Annotated in this window: 18 protein-coding genes and 1 riboswitch; of the genes, 10 read left to right on the top strand and 8 right to left on the bottom strand. The window is 43.2% G+C overall.

Translation table 11 applies throughout. The features are described from left to right. Positions 1-247 precede the first annotated feature (247 nt). A riboswitch (cyclic di-GMP riboswitch) is annotated at positions 248-338 on the top strand. A 149-nt stretch (positions 339-487) separates the two neighbouring features. The 5 genes from FQV30_RS12810 (at position 488) to FQV30_RS12790 (ending at position 6,442) form a co-directional block, all read left to right on the top strand. After that, positions 488-1,954, top strand: coding sequence for a S8 family peptidase (locus tag FQV30_RS12810; RefSeq protein ID WP_146500548.1), 1,467 nt, complete (start codon positions 488-490; stop codon positions 1,952-1,954). Positions 1,955-2,064: 110 nt separating this feature from the next. After that, positions 2,065-3,297, top strand: coding sequence for a GGDEF domain-containing protein (locus FQV30_RS12805; RefSeq protein ID WP_255473453.1), 1,233 nt, complete (start codon positions 2,065-2,067; stop codon positions 3,295-3,297). Positions 3,298-3,313: 16 nt separating this feature from the next. Further along, entirely contained in the window at positions 3,314-4,009 is a 696-nt protein-coding gene (locus FQV30_RS12800) for a hypothetical protein (RefSeq protein WP_146500546.1), read from the top strand. Positions 4,010-4,100: 91 nt separating this feature from the next. Further along, complete coding sequence (locus FQV30_RS12795) at positions 4,101-5,006, top strand: HD-GYP domain-containing protein (RefSeq protein ID WP_146500545.1); 906 nt, start codon at positions 4,101-4,103, stop codon at positions 5,004-5,006. A 236-nt stretch (positions 5,007-5,242) separates the two neighbouring features. Continuing rightward, positions 5,243-6,442, top strand: a complete 1,200-nt coding sequence (locus tag FQV30_RS12790; RefSeq protein WP_146500544.1) for an aminotransferase-like domain-containing protein — start codon at positions 5,243-5,245, stop codon at positions 6,440-6,442. 78 nt (positions 6,443-6,520) lie between these two features. On the opposite strand, the gene FQV30_RS12785 is transcribed toward FQV30_RS12790, so the two are convergent. Further along, positions 6,521-7,408 carry a fructose bisphosphate aldolase gene (locus tag FQV30_RS12785; RefSeq protein ID WP_146500543.1) on the bottom strand — a complete coding sequence of 296 codons (888 nt, stop codon included), beginning with the start codon at positions 7,406-7,408 and terminating at the stop codon, positions 6,521-6,523. Between the two features lie 195 nt (positions 7,409-7,603). Here FQV30_RS12785 and FQV30_RS12780 point away from each other — a divergent pair, with 195 nt between their 5' ends. Then, positions 7,604-7,831 carry a hypothetical protein gene (locus FQV30_RS12780; RefSeq protein ID WP_146500542.1) on the top strand — a complete coding sequence of 76 codons (228 nt, stop codon included), beginning with the start codon at positions 7,604-7,606 and terminating at the stop codon, positions 7,829-7,831. A 113-nt stretch (positions 7,832-7,944) separates the two neighbouring features. On the opposite strand, the gene FQV30_RS12775 is transcribed toward FQV30_RS12780, so the two are convergent. From FQV30_RS12775 to FQV30_RS12765, 3 genes are all read right to left on the bottom strand, one after another. After that, a complete protein-coding gene (locus FQV30_RS12775; protein WP_146500541.1) occupies positions 7,945-8,856 on the bottom strand; it encodes a DMT family transporter in 912 nt (303 codons plus the stop codon). A gap of 174 nt (positions 8,857-9,030) precedes the next feature. Further along, positions 9,031-9,384, bottom strand: a complete 354-nt coding sequence (locus FQV30_RS12770) for a hypothetical protein (RefSeq protein WP_146500540.1) — start codon at positions 9,382-9,384, stop codon at positions 9,031-9,033. Between the two features lie 101 nt (positions 9,385-9,485). Beyond that, positions 9,486-10,397: an oxidoreductase gene (locus tag FQV30_RS12765; protein WP_146500539.1), complete on the bottom strand. Its 912-nt coding sequence runs from the start codon at positions 10,395-10,397 to the stop codon at positions 9,486-9,488. A 390-nt stretch (positions 10,398-10,787) separates the two neighbouring features. On the opposite strand from FQV30_RS12765, the gene xylE reads away from it, so the two are divergent. Beyond that, positions 10,788-12,197, top strand: a complete 1,410-nt coding sequence (gene xylE / locus FQV30_RS12760) for a D-xylose transporter XylE (protein ID WP_146500538.1) — start codon at positions 10,788-10,790, stop codon at positions 12,195-12,197. A gap of 59 nt (positions 12,198-12,256) precedes the next feature. On the opposite strand, the gene FQV30_RS12755 is transcribed toward xylE, so the two are convergent. Then, entirely contained in the window at positions 12,257-13,267 is a 1,011-nt protein-coding gene (locus FQV30_RS12755) for an STAS domain-containing protein (RefSeq protein WP_146500537.1), read from the bottom strand. 270 nt (positions 13,268-13,537) lie between these two features. Between FQV30_RS12755 and FQV30_RS12750 the strand changes: the two genes are divergently transcribed. After that, positions 13,538-13,717 carry a hypothetical protein gene (locus FQV30_RS12750; protein ID WP_146500536.1) on the top strand — a complete coding sequence of 60 codons (180 nt, stop codon included), beginning with the start codon at positions 13,538-13,540 and terminating at the stop codon, positions 13,715-13,717. Positions 13,718-13,801: 84 nt separating this feature from the next. Here the strand turns inward: FQV30_RS12750 and FQV30_RS17990 are convergent, their stop codons facing one another. Further along, positions 13,802-14,191: a hypothetical protein gene (locus FQV30_RS17990; protein ID WP_186725646.1), complete on the bottom strand. Its 390-nt coding sequence runs from the start codon at positions 14,189-14,191 to the stop codon at positions 13,802-13,804. Between the two features lie 486 nt (positions 14,192-14,677). Between FQV30_RS17990 and FQV30_RS12735 the strand changes: the two genes are divergently transcribed. Both FQV30_RS12735 and FQV30_RS12730 read left to right on the top strand, forming a co-directional pair. Next, complete coding sequence (locus tag FQV30_RS12735) at positions 14,678-15,463, top strand: hypothetical protein (protein WP_146500535.1); 786 nt, start codon at positions 14,678-14,680, stop codon at positions 15,461-15,463. A gap of 256 nt (positions 15,464-15,719) precedes the next feature. After that, entirely contained in the window at positions 15,720-16,151 is a 432-nt protein-coding gene (locus tag FQV30_RS12730; protein WP_146500534.1) for a VOC family protein, read from the top strand. 103 nt (positions 16,152-16,254) lie between these two features. On the opposite strand, the gene msrB is transcribed toward FQV30_RS12730, so the two are convergent. Together msrB and FQV30_RS12720 are read right to left on the bottom strand one after the other, a co-directional pair. Beyond that, positions 16,255-17,376, bottom strand: a complete 1,122-nt coding sequence (gene msrB, locus FQV30_RS12725; protein ID WP_146500533.1) for a peptide-methionine (R)-S-oxide reductase MsrB — start codon at positions 17,374-17,376, stop codon at positions 16,255-16,257. A 42-nt stretch (positions 17,377-17,418) separates the two neighbouring features. Further along, positions 17,419-17,958 carry a TlpA family protein disulfide reductase gene (locus FQV30_RS12720; protein ID WP_146500532.1) on the bottom strand — a complete coding sequence of 180 codons (540 nt, stop codon included), beginning with the start codon at positions 17,956-17,958 and terminating at the stop codon, positions 17,419-17,421. Positions 17,959-18,103 lie beyond the last annotated feature (145 nt).

The following is an 18,103-nucleotide window of genomic DNA, read 5'->3' as shown; positions in this document are numbered from 1 at the left end:
AAACTTGTATTTATTGGTTCTTTTTTACCGTTTGAAAGTAAATGTGAAATCCGTCTTGAAAAAATAGCCCGAAATATTGCAGCGTAAATAAACTTGAGCAGAAAAATAATAAAACAATAAAAAATAACTGACTATTTTGAATAAGTAGTTTTTAACTATATTTTCTATTGACTGTAGGCAATTTGATTCCTATAATATAAATAAATTAACTAATTGTTTCAATTTTCCTTAAATTTGAAATAATTAAAACACGAAACGGCATACTTGCTGAAAAGCAAGGACGCAAAACCACAGATCTAAGGATTGGAAAGACGATCTATGATGGCTGGGTTACCGAATGGTTGAAGGACTATTCATGAGAATAGTCCTTTTTTAATGGATGCATCATGAAAAACAGATAGAAAGAATCCGGAAATTGAGGAGGGAGCAACGTTAGAAATGAAGCTTTCAAAACTAACATACTGTTTTATAAGAAGGAGGAAGGTTAATGAAAGTTAATTGGCTATTATCAAGTGTGTTGGTAGCCTCTACTTTGTTAAGCGGACTTACCGTTTCCGCAGCTCCGATCGATGCGAACAATAAAAGAGTTTCTGTTCAGGGAGAAGCAACCGCAAAGTTTATCGTGGGAGTGAAAGCCGGCAGTTCCGGGATTGATAAAGAAATACGGGAATTGGGAGGACGGATTGTAGATCGATGGGCATTCATCAATACATTTCTTGTCGAATTGGATCCTCAGAAAGAAAAGCTGTTGGAAACCATTCCAGGGGTAGTTTTCGCCAGCCAGGAAGAAGAAGTGGTCAAGAATGGGAAGGCCAGCGGATCGCCAGACCCTAAGCTGATTGCCAATGCTTATAACTCGGCTGTAGCAGCTGATAAAGTTTGGGAAAAAGGAATCACCGGAAAAGGTGTGACAGTGGCTGTTGTTGATAGCGGGGTTATGGATAATCCATATGCTTCTGATTTCAAAGGGCGGATCTCAGGGAATGCCAAATTTTCAACAGCGGGTACTATGGCTGACTTTTTTGGGCATGGCACTCATGTTGCAAGTATCATTGGCGGAGACGGCAGTCAAAGCAAAGGCAAATATCCCGGCATTGCACCAGGTGTTAATATCGTCAATGTGAAAATCAGTGATGATGAAGGAAAAACCGGTGAAAAAAACCTGGTAGACGGGCTTCAGTGGATTTATGAGCATCACAAAGAATACAACATAAGAGTGGTTAATATCTCCAATCAGATCTCAACCCAGCAACACTACAAAGAAAGTGCGACAAACGCAGCTGTTGAACTTTTGTGGAAAGCGGGGATAGTGGTTGTCGTATCAGCAGGGAACCAGGGAGGAACGGCTTGCTCTACATGTTATGCCCCAGCAAACGATCCATTTGTTATAACTGTGGGGGCTGTCGATGACAAAGGCACCAAAGACATTAGTGATGATTCTTTAAAAAGCTGGTCAAGCCATGGCATCACTGCAGACGGGTTCAACAAGCCGGAACTTGTTGCTCCAGGTTCCCAGCTGATTGCGCATATGCCAAAAGGTGAACTTCGAAGTATTAGGCCTGAAAATATAGTAGATAATACTTATTTTAAAATGGGCGGTACCTCAATGTCGGCACCGGTTGTCAGTGGAGTTGTTGCACTGATGCTGCAAGTCAATCCTAGGTTGACGCCTGACCAGGTAAAATGGGTTCTGAAAAATACGGCTAGGAATTATAAAGAACAGCCAGCCGGCAGCGCCGGAATTGTAACAGCAGATGCGGCAGCCTTCTATAATGCAGGCAATATACCGGCTGACGCTGCACAAAAATTTGAATTGTCGCCTCTTGTCGATGCAGCGACTTCATCAAATAGTACAGATAGTATAGAGGGAACAGGTGGGGACACTTCTTGGTCCAATTTAGCTTGGAGAAATATGTCGTGGTCCAATTTGGCTTGGAGGAATAATTTTGATTGATGCCGAAGCGTGTTTTGAGTAATTCGGTCGATTTGTTCGTGCGCTTCCAAGGGAATATGACCTTAGGGCATTGATGAAAAGAGCGCATGAACATATTAAAGAGGTGAAGGATGATGAACAAGAGACATCCAAAACAGGCATTGTATTTTATCTGGACTTGCAATATAGTGGCGATTGCTGTTTTTTCAGCCAGTTGGCATTTTGGAGGCATAGACTTATCACAGCTTTATTCGCCTGTGTTTGCTACGTGGCTATTGCTGGTATGCTTAGCGCGGCACGGGGGGCTGTTCGATTTTGTCGATTCCAAACTTTCGGCAGGAATAGGGTGCGTGATTGAATTTGCTGCACTTATAATTTTGCCTTTTCCCCTTTTTGCTTTAAGTATTGTTATTTCATGTTTGATCAATATGGCCGATCGGATAAGGAAAAAGCATCCTGAACCTTTTCTCGGACCTGATTTCAACGCCTCTTCTACCATTGTTGTAGGTTTTGTAAGCTCGTCGGTTTTTATAGGAACTGCCGGAGCGAACCCAAGTTCAGAACTTTTGTTTACAGTGGCCTTGCTGATGAACACTGCGCTTTTCGGTATCTTGCGGATATTTCTGATTAACACGCTTATTTGCTTAGATGAAGGCATAGCTTGGAGGACGGGTCCTGCGATCAAAGGGGATACGGTTTTCACCGAAGGAATCTTATTGATAACTGGGGCTGTTCTGGCAATTACTTATCTTTTCAACCCTTATCTGATCCTTTTCTTGATTGCGCCGGCGTTGTTGCTGCAGAACTTGCTGCAAAAGGCCAATAAAGCGGAACTTATTTATATCGATGAAAAGACCGGAATCCATAACTACCGCTATTTTGATGAAAAAATAAATGAAATGTATATGGCTTGTAAAAAAAATGGCACGTCTTTATCATTGATTTTCGGAGATATGGATTATCTCCGTGATGTGAACAATACTTATGGGCATTCGGTAGGCGACGATGCGATTGCTGCTGTAGGGCAAGTATTCAAGCAAAGTCTGCAGGATGATTTTACAGCTGCACGTTTTGGCGGCGAGGAATTTGTCATGATTTTACCGGAAACGAGCAAGGGAGCAGCTTTCCAGCATGCTGAAATCATAAGAAGAAAAGTGGAAAAGTTGAACTTGCGAAGTGAAAAAAATGAAAAAGTTGCTTTGAGCATCAGTTTGGGTGTAGCGAGTTTCCCAGAAAACGCCGAAGATATCCAATCATTGATCCAAAAAGCAGACGAAGCTCTTTATGAAGCAAAAAGAAAAGGGAAAAACCAAGTGTGTTTATATGAAGAAAATAAGGCGGAAAAATTGATTTTAGCACATTAAAAATGGAGGTTATTAGATGAAGAAAATAGTGTCGATTGTATTGGTTATGTCATTGTTTCTAGGGTTTAGTACAAATGTATTTGCTGCAGCAGGAGACAGACAGTATGAGCAGGGGGTACAGATTATCGAAAATGCAAATATTGCAATTGACGCAAAAATAGCGCTTGCTGTAGAACAAGCGGATGGATTGCAAAGCGACTATCTGAGTAAAATTCGCAGTATAGAACAAAGTGAGATTTTTAAATTAGAACAAGAAAAAGAAAGTCTTAAAGCAGCTGTGCAATCAGGTTCGTACAGTAAGGCAGATGTAATTGAAATGAATAAAAAGATTGCGGAACTAGAAGAAAAAATTGCTGTAATTGCCAAAAAAACCGAAATAAATGTTACAGCGATCCAGCAAGATATTGAAGCTTTTATGTCTCTTGTAGGCACAGGAACTGATGTCTCGAACCAAGATCTGTATGCGGCTATTGAAAGTTTGACTGCCAAGCTAAACAGCAAATCAAATAAGTATGTGGCAGCTACAAATGTTTACGTTAAACAATTGGATGTAGTCATTAAAGATTGCTATGATGTGACGCTTCTCATGTCAAACGATGCCATTGAAAAAGCGGGAAAAAAAGGGGTCTTAGCTGAATGCAGCTGGAAACTGGTTCGTTTCGGCCATCAATGGGTGTGGATTGACCCAATCAGAATAGTTGGAAGACACTAAAAACATAGTGTTTTCTGATAAAAGTTGATATAATTGAAAAAAGAGTTCTTATCCTTGAACTCTTTTTTCTTGAATTATTGGGGGTAATGATGTGAAAGGATTCAGAGCGAGTAAAAAGGGTGCTTCCCTTGAAAGAGTAAGGTTCGACATAAGTGAAATTAGTTTACTAGCTCGCGGCAATGGAGCGGAAGTGTTATTGCAGTCAATCGAAAAGAATAAACTTTTTTATATTTATCCTTCCGACAATCCAAATGCGATGGAATTTTACTTTATTTTGTCAGGAGAAGTGACTTGTGAAATTGACGGCGAAAAGTTGATCTTTGGGCCTCAAGACCACTTTACTGCTCAAGGCCTTACAGATCCTATCCATTTTACTACCTTATCGGATATCACCTTTCTTTGGGTAGTAACCGAACCGGTTTTTGTTCATGTAAGCAAAGAGATGTCTTCTTTAATGGACATTGTTAAGAAAGTTGAAGAAAAAGATCGGTATACATATATGCATAGCGATCGGGTTGCGGAATATGCGGTGAAGATAGCCAAGCAAATGAAACTAGATACCGTTCAGTTAGAATTGATTACCCAAGCTTCTTATTTGCATGATATTGGAAAAATCCATATTCCAGAAAGTGTCCTTAATAAACCTTCCCGGCTTACCGATGAAGAATTCGCAGTTATAAAAAAGCATCCGGCTGATGGGGCGGAAATGCTGAAAGGGACTGTCTATGAAGAGCTTTGCCCAATTATCGCGCAGCATCATGAACGATTGGACGGCAGAGGATATCCCTTCGGCTTGACTAAAAATGACATCCTGTTAGAAGCTAAGATTATTGCCGTAAGCGATACTTATGATGCGATGACCGAGGACCGCGCTTACCGCAAAGCTTTCAATGCCCAATATGCTTTGGACGAAATAAGGAGTTTAGTGGGTACCCATTACGATAAAGAAGTGGTGGAAGCCTTTGAAAAAGTATTAATAGAAGAAGGCAAAATCTAACTGCTTGACAGTATGCAAACGCATTTCAAAATTCTAGGGCAATTTGTTAAGAAGCGGAATTCACAACTGAATTCCGCTTTTGCTTTTATATAGATTCTGACAGGAGAAAAAGAAGCCGCATCAATAGATGGGTATATGAAATTTCTGTTTATTCAAGCGTTTGAATGCCAAAGGGCGCTTCAACCTGTAGAATGGAAATATGAATAAACTGTCATCAAGAAAGGGGCACAACTGATATGAAAGCAGAAATTCCTTTTTCAAAAGATATCAACTTAGCTTTTAAAAACGACCCTCCGGGACAATGGCTATCGGTGCTGCCAAAAGGCTGTATCCGCCTCAGTTCGGGATACCCCGAACCGGCCCTGGTGCCGTCTGAAGAATTGAAGTCGGCAGTTGTCCATCTGCTCGATAAGGAGAAGGATTTGCCGCTTCAGTACATAGGAAGCCCAAAAATTCCAGAGCTGAAGGAAATTATCCGAAAGCGGCTGGCGGCGCGGGATGTAAGGGTCTCGGATGAAGAACTTCTGGTCACTTCAGGAGCTTGCCAGGCGATTGACTTGGTGGCGCGCGTGCTGCTGGATGATGAAGCGCTTGTTGCGCTGGAATCGCCTACGTACATGGAGGCGCTGGAAGTTTTCCGGAATTACACCGAACGGTTTATGGACGTGCCGGTAGATGAGAAGGGGCTTCAAACAGAGGTCTTTGAGGAAATGCTAAAAGGTCGAAAGGAGCAAGGTTTACCTTTGCCGCGTATTCTGTATGTTATTCCAACTTCACAAAATCCCACTGGGACGACAATGTCACAGGAACGCAGGGAGCATGTCTTGGCGCTTGCGGAAGAATACGGGTTTTTCATTTTGGAAGACGATGCCTATGGCGAACTTGGCTTCGAAAACAATCCGCGTTTGATAAAATCGCTGGATAAGCAAAATCGTGTGCTTCATATCGGTTCCTTCTCGAAAGTGGTGGCGCCTGGCATGCGCATCGGATGGGTGGCCGGAGCTGAGGAACTGATTACGACACTCAATTGGTTCAAGAAAGATTTGCACCATCCATTTTCCCAATCGACAATGGCAGCCTTCCTTGAAAGCATTGATTTTGATGGACGGTTAAAGTTATTAAGTGCTGCATACCGATCAAAATGCGCTGTGATGATCAAAGCTTTGGAAGAGTTCTTGCCGCCGTCGGTTTCATGGTATACGCCTGAAGGCGGCTATTTCGTCTGGGTCAAGGTTGCTGGAATCGATACGGTGGAACTGTTGCCAAAAGCATTGGCTGCTGGTGTGTCATTTGTGCCGGGCAAGTACTTTTTCTTGAATCCGGAAGAAGGAACGGAATTTTTAAGGCTGTCATTCAGTTATGCGGGTGAAGAGGAGATTATTCAGGGCATTCGTCTGTTAGGGGAAGTAGTGCAAAACACAATGGCGTTAAAATAAAAACGGAAAAGGCATTCCCGGCAACCGAACAGGTTGCCGGGAACGCCTTTTATAATTCATTTTTATAAAATATTTTATTCAAGTAATCGAAGCTTCGTAAATCGTCTGGATTGAATCTTTGATTGCCGCGTTGAATTCCTCATCCGATTGGCTTGCGCTTACTCCTTCAGACAAGCCGCGGGAGAAGCTGGCAATCAGGCCGTGGTTGGCAGCCAGTTTTTCGTTTGCTTCTTTCCGGGAATAGCCGCCGGAAAGGGCAACGACTCGAACGACTCGAGGATGTTCGATCAATTCGCGGTAGAAGTTGTTGACTGTTGGTATGGTCAGCTTCAGCATGACGTTTTGGTCTTCGTTCAACTGGTCCAAACCATTGAGGAGCTCTTGTTTCAGTAATTCTTCACATTTTTCTTTGTCTTGGCTATGGATATTCACTTCCGGTTCTATGATAGGGACGAGACCCGCCGCAAGAATCTGCTTGGCGACTTCAAATTGCTGGTCGACCACTTTGCGGATGCCGTCAGGATTTGGTTCGTTAACGACGGAACGCATTTTTGTTCCAAAAATATGCCGTTCGTTAGCTCGCTGCAACAATTCATCCAAATTTGGAATGGGTTTCATCAATTGAACGCCATCGCTTTCATCAGCCAGCCCTTTGTCCACTTTCAAAAAAGGAACGACGCCTTTTTGTTTCCATAGATAATCTGGCGTATATTGTCCTTCCACTTCGCGGTCCATTGTCTGTTCAAAAAGGATGGCGCCAAGAATTGACTCGGAATTGAAAGAAGGGGCGGTCATGACCCGCGTCCGCATTTCATGGATCAAGTCATACATTTCGTCTTCGTTGGAATATTGGTCTTCGGAAATTCCATAAAGCTTTAACGCTTTTGGTGTGCTGCCGCCGCTTTGGTCGAGTGCGGCGATAAATCCTTTTCCATTCTTCACTAAATCGAATTGTTCTTGATTCATTGTCCCAGCTCCTTAGATAATTTTTCCTGAAAATCAGCAGTAGCCTTGCACCATTAGTGTAACAAAAATTCGGCTTTTTGTGTTCTAAAAAATTGAACTATTCTGTAAATAAAAGGTTGAAGGAAAAAATAGGGAAGGGTAAACTGAGGAACCATAAAACTATAACAGTTGAAAATCAATAAGGAAGAATTTGCAATGAAACCGGACGCTTCAGCAGAACACGGTTCATCCAAGCGAACAAAAGAAAACAAAACTGAGGCGGATAAAGCGGCCGATAGAGCACAAAAATTTATGGGTATTAATGACGGGGAAGGCACGAATTCAGACGCTCCATTCCAAAATGCACCTGATGAAGATGAAGCCGATGTGCCGAAAGGGGATAAGATCATCAAAACCGCAAGACGGGTGAAGAAACCCATTTAGAGAATACAGGAGACAAATGCTAAGGTGGTAGCCAAAACGATGCATGTCGTTTCAGCAAGCAGAAAGACACCGTCAAAATCAGATGATTTTGACGGTGTCTTTTTCAACTTTCATCACATGGTAGATTCTGCAGCTTTTCTCGGTACATCATGATTCTTTTTGCCGAGCGCGTTGACGATAATCACACCGGCTATGGCAATAACGCCTCCGACGAGCGCCAAAGGAGCAGGAAGTTCATGAAGCCACAGCCAAGCGACAATAATGGCGACCGCCGGCTCCAAGTAGATAAGGCTGGAGACAGAGCTGGCATTCTCGATGGACAGTGCGGTAGACCAAGTGGCATACGCAATGGCAGCCGGGAATATGCCGACGTAAAGCGTGGATAAATGGGCTTCTGTCGTCGCATTTTGCAGCATTTCAAAAATTCCCGGAGAAAAAATGAAAAATGGCAGCGTGCCGGCCCAAGTGAAATAAGCCGTCAACTCGATTGCAGAATAGCGGGCGAACAAGGGTTTTTGGAAAACGAAAAAGATTGACGTGGCAAATGCTGCGATCAGCACAAGCAAAGCGCCGCTTGTTAACGTCAATGATGCTCCTGCAGAACCAAAGGCGATAAAGAGGATGCCGATAAAACCGATGCCAAGACCGACCCAGCCAATCCCAGTCAAGCGTTCTTTCAACACGAATGCGGCGATCAATGCCGTGAAGATGGGACCGGATCCGACCAGCATGCCTGCGGTTCCGGCTGAGATGGTTTCCATGCCGAACGTGACGCATATATGGTAAACACTGATGCCGATCCAGCCAAGCAGAAGGATCCGTGCAATGTCGCTTTTTTGCGGCAGCCGGAATTTCGTTCCCGGCCACAGCGCATATATGAGAAAAAGAAGGGATGCGATCGAAAAACGGACAAGTACATTCTGTCCTGCGTCGTATCCGCCCTGCAAACTGACGCGGATGGCCGCAAACGATGAACCCCAGATCAGAATTGAAAATAATGCCAGTGAAAAAGCTTTTGCATTCAAACAATCTCCTCCATATCAGCCGATGGCTGCGCCATCACTCGAATAAAACACAAGGCTTATTATATGCTTTTACAGCAGAAATGTTAATGGCTTGGCCTTGTCTGCCCTATTGCTTTTCCCGCATAAAACCCCTTTGGCAAATTCAAAAGCCAAAGGGGGAAAGGAAAGGGCGGTTCATGTGGCAGTGGAATCAAATTCCAATTCTTGCGGTCTACCTAATCGTTCGGTAAGAATATTGAAGATATCTTCAAAGTGCTTTCCATCATACCACATCTCATTATAAGCAGCAGAGCGGACGACGACATGCTTTTCTTTTTTGGTTACATCAATTTGAACTGCATGCGTTTCGCCTGTTTCCTCAATTTCTTTTCTTTTTTCCCTCATGAATCCATCCATATCCTTAGGCTCGTATTGTTCAAAGGTTTCAACGACTTCATTAAAAATGGATATTGTGTCTTCCTCGCTCTCGAAAAGCCAAAAGTAGCCTTTCTTTTCACTCGTCAACCGGATTGTAAGTTGGTATTCCAAGACATTACCTCCTTTTATAAAAAGCCATCTTGCCTTATTCTTATACCCGATTCCCTAAATATAAGCCTAGGTTCAAGAAAATCTTATGCCGTTTCGGGAAGTTATGCCCGTCTCTGTTCTATGAAATCAAATTTTACTCCTGTCAGCTCTTCGGAGACTTCCCATAGTTTTTCCGATGCCGCTTTGTTGTTTGCGGAAGAATGGGGAGTATCGAGTGCCGGGAATCCTTTTCGTTGGCCTTTTCCGTCGGGGCCGATATATTCGCCGCCGTTCAATATGGGTTCAGTCGCTGCATAGATTGTTGGAAGCGCGCCCATGGCAGGAGGCTGAAGGATCCGGTTGGCGAGCTTTTTCAAAAATCCGGGTGCGTCCCGATTGCCAAGTTTAAAAAGATTCGTCGCAGAAATTCCGGGATGGCAAGCAAAGCTTTTTGTGGAGAAGCCATGGGCTTTTAACCGTTTATCCAGTTCCATCGCAAACAACAAATTCGCCAGCTTGCTTTGGCCGTAAAATTTCATCGGTTTATAGCCTTTTGAGCCGTCCAAATTGTCAAAGTCAATAGAGGCGCCTTTATGGGCCAAGCTGCTGACGGTGACCACACGGGAATCCGGCGCGTTCAAAAGCAGGGGCAAGAGAAGGCCGGTGAGTGCGAAATGGCCCAGGTGATTGCTGCCGAACTGCAGCTCAAAGCCGTCTTTTGTTTTTGAAAGCGGCGGAGTCATCACTCCTGCATTGTTGACCAACAAATCAAGTGAAGCAAAACGGCTTTGGAATTGATCCGCAAATATCCGGACTGTTGAAAGGTCGGCAAGGTCTAATTTCATCACTTCGATTTGCGCTTCGGGCCAATCTCTCAAAATCGCTTCACGGGCAGCTTCTCCTTTTTCTGCGTTCCGTACAGCCAAAATAACCTGCGCGCCCCGTTCTGCAAATACTTTCGCCGCTTCCAAGCCGATTCCGCTATTTCCTCCTGTTACGATTGCCGTTTTTCCGGCCAATAGTTTTTGTGCCATTTTACCAGCTCCTCGTCCCGAATCTTATTTTGATATTCCAATTTCGCTGTTCATATGTCCATGCAGTTTCCATATATAATACCTGCCATCGGGCAAGCGATGCCTAGCAAATGGTTCTTGCCGAGCGGTTGCCTGTTTGTGCAGCATGCTCTATGGCTCCAGGGCCTTTTGAGTGGTGCCCTTGAAACAAGTGTATACGAGGTCAGCTTTTACTTCTAGTTTTGCTGTTGGTTGAAGAATAATGAGAGGTACATTGATCATGCTTATTTTTAAAAAATAAAAAACTTAGTTTATTAGTTGTACTAAGGGAGAGAGTATTAGTACAATAAATGATAACGTTTACAATAGGAGGGAGGAAGAGTAGGGGAATTATTCTACTCAAAGATACTGATGAAAAACTTTTACATTTTTTCGATTACGCTTGTCGCAACATTAGGAGGTCTCCTGTTTGGTTATGATACCGCCGTCATTTCAGGAGCGGAAGGCTCTTTGCAAACCTATTTTGTCGACAGCCTTGGGCTCAGCTCTTTCGTCCATGGTTTAACAGTATCCAGCGCTTTGATCGGTTGTATTATCGGCGGCCTGTTATCGGGGTATTGCTCTTCTAAAATCGGGCGGAAATATTCGCTTATCATCGCGGCAATTTTATTTTTGGTTTCAGCTCTCGGTTCTGCTTATCCTGAGTTTATTTTTTTCACCCCGGGAGAGCCTTCGATGTCGCTATTAATCACTTTCAATATATATCGCATTATCGGTGGAATAGGAGTCGGCCTCGCTTCTGCGGTGGCCCCGATGTATATCGGGGAAATCGCTCCTCCCAACTTGAGGGGGCGCCTTGTGTCCTTGAACCAATTTGCCATTATTTTTGGGATGCTTGTTGTTTACTTTGTCAATTGGGGCATCGCAAAAGGCGAAACGCTGGAATGGGTAAATACCTTAGGCTGGCGCTATATGTTCGCTTCGGAAGCAATTCCGGCCGCTTTGTTCCTGCTGCTGCTGTTTTTTGTGCCTGAAACGCCACGCTACTTGGTTTCCCAAAAGAAAGAAGAAAAAGCCATGCGCATCCTGCTTAAAACATATGACAGCATTATGGCGAAAGCCACTTTATACGAAATCAAGCAGTCGTTCAAGCACGAAAACCAAAGGGAGAAAATATTTGCATATGGAAGGGCGATTATTGCCATCGGAATCCTTCTTTCGGTATTCCAGCAATTTGTCGGCATCAATGTAGCGCTTTACTATGCACCGAGAATATTTGAAAGCATGGGTGCTGGCCGTGACGCTTCTCTTTTCCAAACCATTGTGATGGGCTTGGTTAATGTGTTGTTTACTGTGCTTGCCATTCTAACGGTCGACAAGTTCGGGCGGAAGCCTCTCCTGGTCATTGGGTCTATCGGTATGACAATCGGCATGCTAGGTGTGGCAGGCTTAGCCTTTTTCGAGCAAATCGGAATCGCTACACTAGTGTTTATCATCATCTACACCGCTTCCTTCATGATGTCTTGGGGGCCGGTCGTCTGGGTATTGCTTTCGGAAATCTTTCCAAACAAAATCCGGGGCCAGGCACTGGCGCTTGCAGTTTCGGCACAGTGGGCTGCCAATTACTTTATTTCCTCAACATACCCGATGATGATGGAAGTGAGCAGCGGCATGACGTATTTGTTCTACGGAGTCATGAGTGCTCTATCTGCTGTGTTTGTCTGGAAATTCATCCCTGAAACAAAAGGCCAATCATTAGAGGAAATCGAAAAAATCTTGAAAACTTCCCAAGATGTAAAGCAAGCAGCAAATCTTTCATAATGCATAATAAAAAACCGTCTTCGATCCAGCGAAGACGGTTTTGCATTTTCTTTATTGATTTATACAATTCGGCGTCCGCTTTTTCCGAGCGCATAGTAGATGCCGTGCTGGAGGGATTGCAGACATTCGAATTTCTTCAAATTGGCAAAGCTCTGCGAAATGAGCAGGGCCAATTCAGGAGAGACGCCGACGAGGATAACTTCAGTCCCCAGCAGGCGGGCAGAAGCGCTTAGTTTGTCGATCATTTCAGCTGTATGTTCGGAAAGCTGCTTTGTCAGTCCGGTAAGGTCCAGGAGCAGATAGCGCGCTTGGTGTTTCGGCAAATGTTCGAGTGTCTTGAAAATCAAATCTTCTGCCCGATCTTCGTCATAGTTGCCGATCATCGGGACAACGATAATGCCTTCAAGAACAGGGATGATCGGAGAAGAAAGTTCTTTCACCAAGTTCTGCAGGACCTTCGTGTTTTGGTCGACCAGCTGCTCAAGTTGCCGGATTTTATCCGCTTCCTGGCGCCGCGAAAGTTCATGGATATTTTGCTGGACGGTTATTTCGGAAGGGAAGTATTTGACGATGCTGCATGAATTTATGTCGGTTTGGTATTGTTCGATTTTGTACCAAAAATCAAGTCCAAAAAGGCCGGTGAAAACTCCGGCGTAGTGGGAAGGCACAAAAATCCCTTCGTTCTGGTTGTTGTCTGATTGGTTCATTTTATATTCCCAGTCATTTTGAATATGTAGTTTGAAATGATTCGTCTCGCCATTCATTTCCACAATTTCGACTTTTCCCCAGCCGGCTGACGCGTAAGTATTTGAAATCCATTCAACGACGTTGGAAGCATCGATATTTTTCATATCCCGGAATCCTTCCCCGACTATGACGCCCTGGCGGAAACCGGTAGTTTCCAAAACAAGGTTTGTGGCTTCGATGCCGGATATTTCACGGATGGATTCGAAAAAGGTCTTCATCGCTGAGATCCAAAAAAAGACGACATCTCCGCCTTCAAATAGCACTTCTCCCGATTCGGAATCCCATTTCAGTTCAATTCCGCCAACTGTAAATTCGCTTTTCATGTTTTTAACTCCTCACTTTGCTCAAATTCAAGCTTAACGTATAGCACGCCTATATGCCCGATGCTCCTTGAATCCCAATTGATAATATCGTATTCCCGTTATCCGGGCCGGTCTAAACAGCTGCAAGCGGTACAAGTTTCCAAATCAGTCAAAGGAACAGTGCTGGCCAAAGATGACAAAAAGATTTTGGTTGCTGGGGCAGCACCGGCTTATGCTATTTGTGACAAACTCTTTTATATTATTGCCGAGCCAACCCGTTGAAGCAATACTATGCTTCGAGAAATTTTTGGTTCAGCTCAGCCATTAATGCAATTTGAACCGGGCATTCTGCTATATATGGAGCAAGCTGGCTTTGGTTTGAATTTATTGCTGTCGGTTGAGGAAGGCATGGATATCGAAAAAATAATGCAGCACAAAGAATCAAGAGTATCCAAACCCTGCATTTCTTGAAACGGACTTTTTGAAAAAATCCACTCTACAGCAAAAAGGAACAAGCCCCTTACTTATGTAAGAGGCTTGTTCCTTTTTTACTCATTAATGATGACCGCGTTTCTTTTTGCCATGTTTTTTTCCGTGATCATCGTCATCATCGTCGTCGTCATCATCGTCGTCATCATCGTCGTCATCATCGTCATCGTGTTTCTTATGTTTCTTATGTTTCTTAGAATAATAATGTTTGTGCCAGTAATAATGTTTTTTGCCATGTTTGTAGTAGAAATGTTTGTGCCAGTAGAATTTTTTATGGTGTTTATACTTTTTGTCTTTATCGTAATCATCATCTTTGTCATAATCGCGTTTTTTATCTTTTTTGTCATGATCGTCATACTTATGGTCATCATCATGATCACCATGAGCCAAAGCAGCAGTAGAGCTAACTCCGAATATTAGAAAAATCGCCATCATAATCGTAAAGAGTTTCTTCATTTTCTATCTCTCCATTTCATAATCAAATTTGTCTATCCTCTAGGCTAGTGGGGCATAGAGACTTAAACCTTCTTCGATATGCACTCTGAGAGAATATGACCTCCTTTTAATGGATTTTAAAAACAGAAATAGAATATTTCTGGTTTTATTAATAAATAATAGTTATTTGATATTAGCAACCTCATTCTATAACAAAAAGCAAAAAAATACTATAGTATTTTGAAAATTTAATAAATTTATTTAAGCGCTTTCAAAATGGTGAATTAAAGTTTTTCAATAAGTCATTTGTATTGGACAGATGCTCCTTTGCTGACTTGAAAATCGATGGTGCCTATTCAGTACTTGCTTCAAAAAAAAATGCTGGAGATAGAATAATTTCAATAAGAGAAGGGCACTGGAACAAAGTAACTTTTACGTTAAACGTTTCACACATGCTTGTAAAAGGAATTCTATGGATACCAAGCCGGAAAGAAAGCAGGAGATGCGATGGATGATCAAACAGCCAGACTGCTTATGAAGAAGTTGAAAAAGTACCGGAAATGGGCCGAAAGTATTTTTATCAATCCGGTTTACTGGAAAGTAAATGGCAAGCCCTATTTTATGGCAGGCTTTATGAAGAATGATAAACCGGCTGGTACAGCGTATATAACACTTGGTGAAGAAAACAGGGAAGAAGCGTTCGAAGCGCAGCAGAAACTGGCATTGTTCGCTGATCTTAGTTCAAATATCTTTATCATCGGGGAAGCGCGGCAGAAAGTGGAAAGCGCCTATTATATCAATCCGTTGAATACAGCCGTATCTAAAGAAGGCGAGAGCATAAGGCGGGGGAGGGACGCATTTGCCGGGCTTTGGGAAATTCAGCAAAAGTTCAACCATCTGGTAAAAGACTTCAAATACTACTATGAGTATGATGTTTTAACCCGTAAACAAATTGGTGAAACAGATTTGGCAAAGGTGCAGGAAACAGCAAACCGGGTCAATATGTACCAGTATTTAACGTTAACCACACTGCTTGGCAGCAATATGGAAATCCGCGCTTTCGCGGAATTTTTGGAATCTGCGGAAGCTGGAAAAAAGCTGGCGAAGCATCAACTGGACTTCGTCAAAGGCATAACAGAAAATCAAGATGTTATGGAACTTAGTCTAGCAAGGCTGAATATGATTGTGGATGAAGATCTGGAAAAAATGGAGAAGCTTAATTACAGCTACAGCATATGGAAAAACAAGCGGATCATTGATGGTCAGCGTAAATATATCCGCTATCCAAAATAGCAAAAGAGAATCCAATAGCCTAAGCCGCTCAAACCATCATTCGGAAAGGAATGATGGTTTGAACCGTTCTAATCAGAAAAATTAAAAAACTATGTTCATCTTGTTCGGATTAGTATATAATCAATTTAAATAAGAACGTTTGTTCTTTTTAGGGGTTTTTTGCTTAAGTTTTTCTGCAAGTGTTTTTCGGAAGCTGCTCAACTCTGAAAATGCGCTTGCCCTATAAAATAAAAATAGAAGAAAGGAAGAGTTTTCTATGCCGATAGTGCCATATATGATTTTTAATGGCAATTGCCGGGAAGCTGTGGATTATTATGCTGAAGTGTTTGGAACAGGGGCGCCAGAGATCATGAAGTATGGGGATATGCAGCCTGGAGAGGGATACGAATTGCCTGAAGATGCAAAAGACCTAGTTATGCATACTGCTTTAAATATCTATGGCAGTGAAGTGATGTTTTCGGATGGAATGCCAGGTTCATCCGTCCATTTCGGGAGAAACATTAATTTAACGATTGTTTCAGATGAGCTGGATAAAATGACAAATGAATTCAACCGGTTGGCACAGGATGGCAAAATCGTAATGGAGCTGCAGAAAACGTTTTGGAGCCCTTCTTACGGAGCCCTTACAGACAAATTTGGAATCGATTGGCAATTCAGCTATGACGATGGGTCCTATACAAAAAGTTAGCAAAAGCACCGGATATAAGTGAGCGCTATATCCGGCGCTTTTTATTGTGAATTTTCATGGAAAACGAACCTTCCTAAAAGAAAGAAGGTCCGTTCGATTTGAACTATTGAAGAATTTCTTCTAAATACCCGTATCCTGCCGCTTGCATTTCCGCTTGTGGGATAAAGAGGATAGAGGCACTGTTTATGCAGTAGCGCAAGCCGCCTTTATCTTTCGGACCGTCTTCGAAGACATGCCCAAGATGGCTGTCGCCTGAACGGCTTCTTACTTCAACGCGCATCATATTGAAACTGGTGTCTTTATGCTCGGTCACCACATCAGGCTCAATCGGTTTGGTGAAGCTCGGCCAGCCGCATTTTGAATCATACTTGTCGGCAGATGAAAAAAGCGGCTCGCCGGTTGCCACGTCGACATAAATACCCGGTTGATAATTGTTCCAATAATCATTGGAATAAGCGGTTTCGGTATCGTTTTTCTGCGTGACGTTGTACTGGGCTTCAGTCAGTTTTTCCTTTAATTCTTCGTCGCTCGGCTTTGGATACTTTGCTGGATCTACTAGAGCCGGAACGTCCTGGTCTTCCAATGAATCAAATTCGATGTGGCAGTAGCCATCCGGATTTTTCTCAAGATAATCCTGGTGGTATTCTTCGGCAAGATAATAATGTTCCAGCGGTTCTACCTCCGTTACAATCGGTTCATCGTATTTGGCTGCTTCGTTTTCAATCACTTTGTCTATGACGGCTCGGTCGGCTTCGTTGTCGTAATAGACGCCGGTCCGGTACTGCTCGCCGCGATCATTGCCTTGCTGATTCAAGAGCGTTGGATCGATGATGATAAAATATTGGCTCACGAGTTTTTCCAGATCGATGCGCTCCGGATCGTAACGGACGTGGACCGTTTCAGCATGCCCTGTGTTTTTCCGCGTAACTTCTTCATATGTGGGATTTTCCGTATCGCCGTTGGCATAGCCAGATGTCACATCATAGACTCCATAAACGCGGGCCATATAGGCTTCCACTCCCCAAAAACAGCCTCCGGCAAGCCAGATGTCCTCAAGGTTTGCAGTATCGAACTTCAGCTTTGTATTTGGATTTTCCGGGAAATTCGAAGAACCGGCGGATGCAGTATTGCTTTCGTCTGGGGAAGCAGTGAGCGATTGCAGCGATGAACAGCCGGTCAGTATCAGCAATAAAAAAAATGGAAGAACTAGCCATTTCATCTTCATTTTCAATCGGTCCTTTCCGATGCTTGGATACAGGTGTTTTTCTTACTGAATCGATTTGAATGCTTCTTTGATTTGTTCATTGCTTATGTGGCCTTGCTGGCGTTTTGCCAATACGCCGTCAGAGCCGATATAGATGGAAGTCGGATAGCCGATAATGCCGTATTGCTCAAAGACGGGGCCGCCTTCATCGAGCAGCACTTCGATGTTCGATGTGTTTTCAACGCCAGTAAACCAATTGGCAAATGATCCACTGCTCTTTTCCGCATTCGAACTTGGAGAAACAACAGATAATACGACAAAATCCGTATCTTCGCCGGCCAGTGTGTTCAATTCTTCCATTCCAGCGAGACATATAGAGCACCAAGAAGCCCAAAATTTCATGTACACCTTTTGGCCTGCATAATCCGAAAGCCGATGAGTCTTGCCTTGCAAATCCACCACTTCAAAAGAAGGAGCCATTTTGCCATCATTGGTTTGGCCTGAACTTGCTGTAGCGGCAGGTTCAGCTACTGAACAAGAACACAGTCCAAAAGCGATCAGTAAAACGAACAGAATTTTCAGCAGCGTTTTTATAAGAATCATCCTTTGCAGTGGAATAGGGAAGCACTTAGGCTGGCGGCGGTTCGAATATGTAAAAATGCGTTGCCATGTATAGGCTTATCATATAGCGATGGAGAAGGAAAAGATATCTAACAAACTTGAGTATTCTAATAACTCCTTTGATATG

Source organism: Planomicrobium sp. CPCC 101110 (assembly GCF_007859395.1).
Lineage (GTDB): Bacteria > Bacillota > Bacilli > Bacillales_A > Planococcaceae > Planococcus.
The sequence above is the reverse complement of the archived record's forward strand: the minus strand, read 5'-3'. Positions and strand labels throughout refer to the sequence as shown.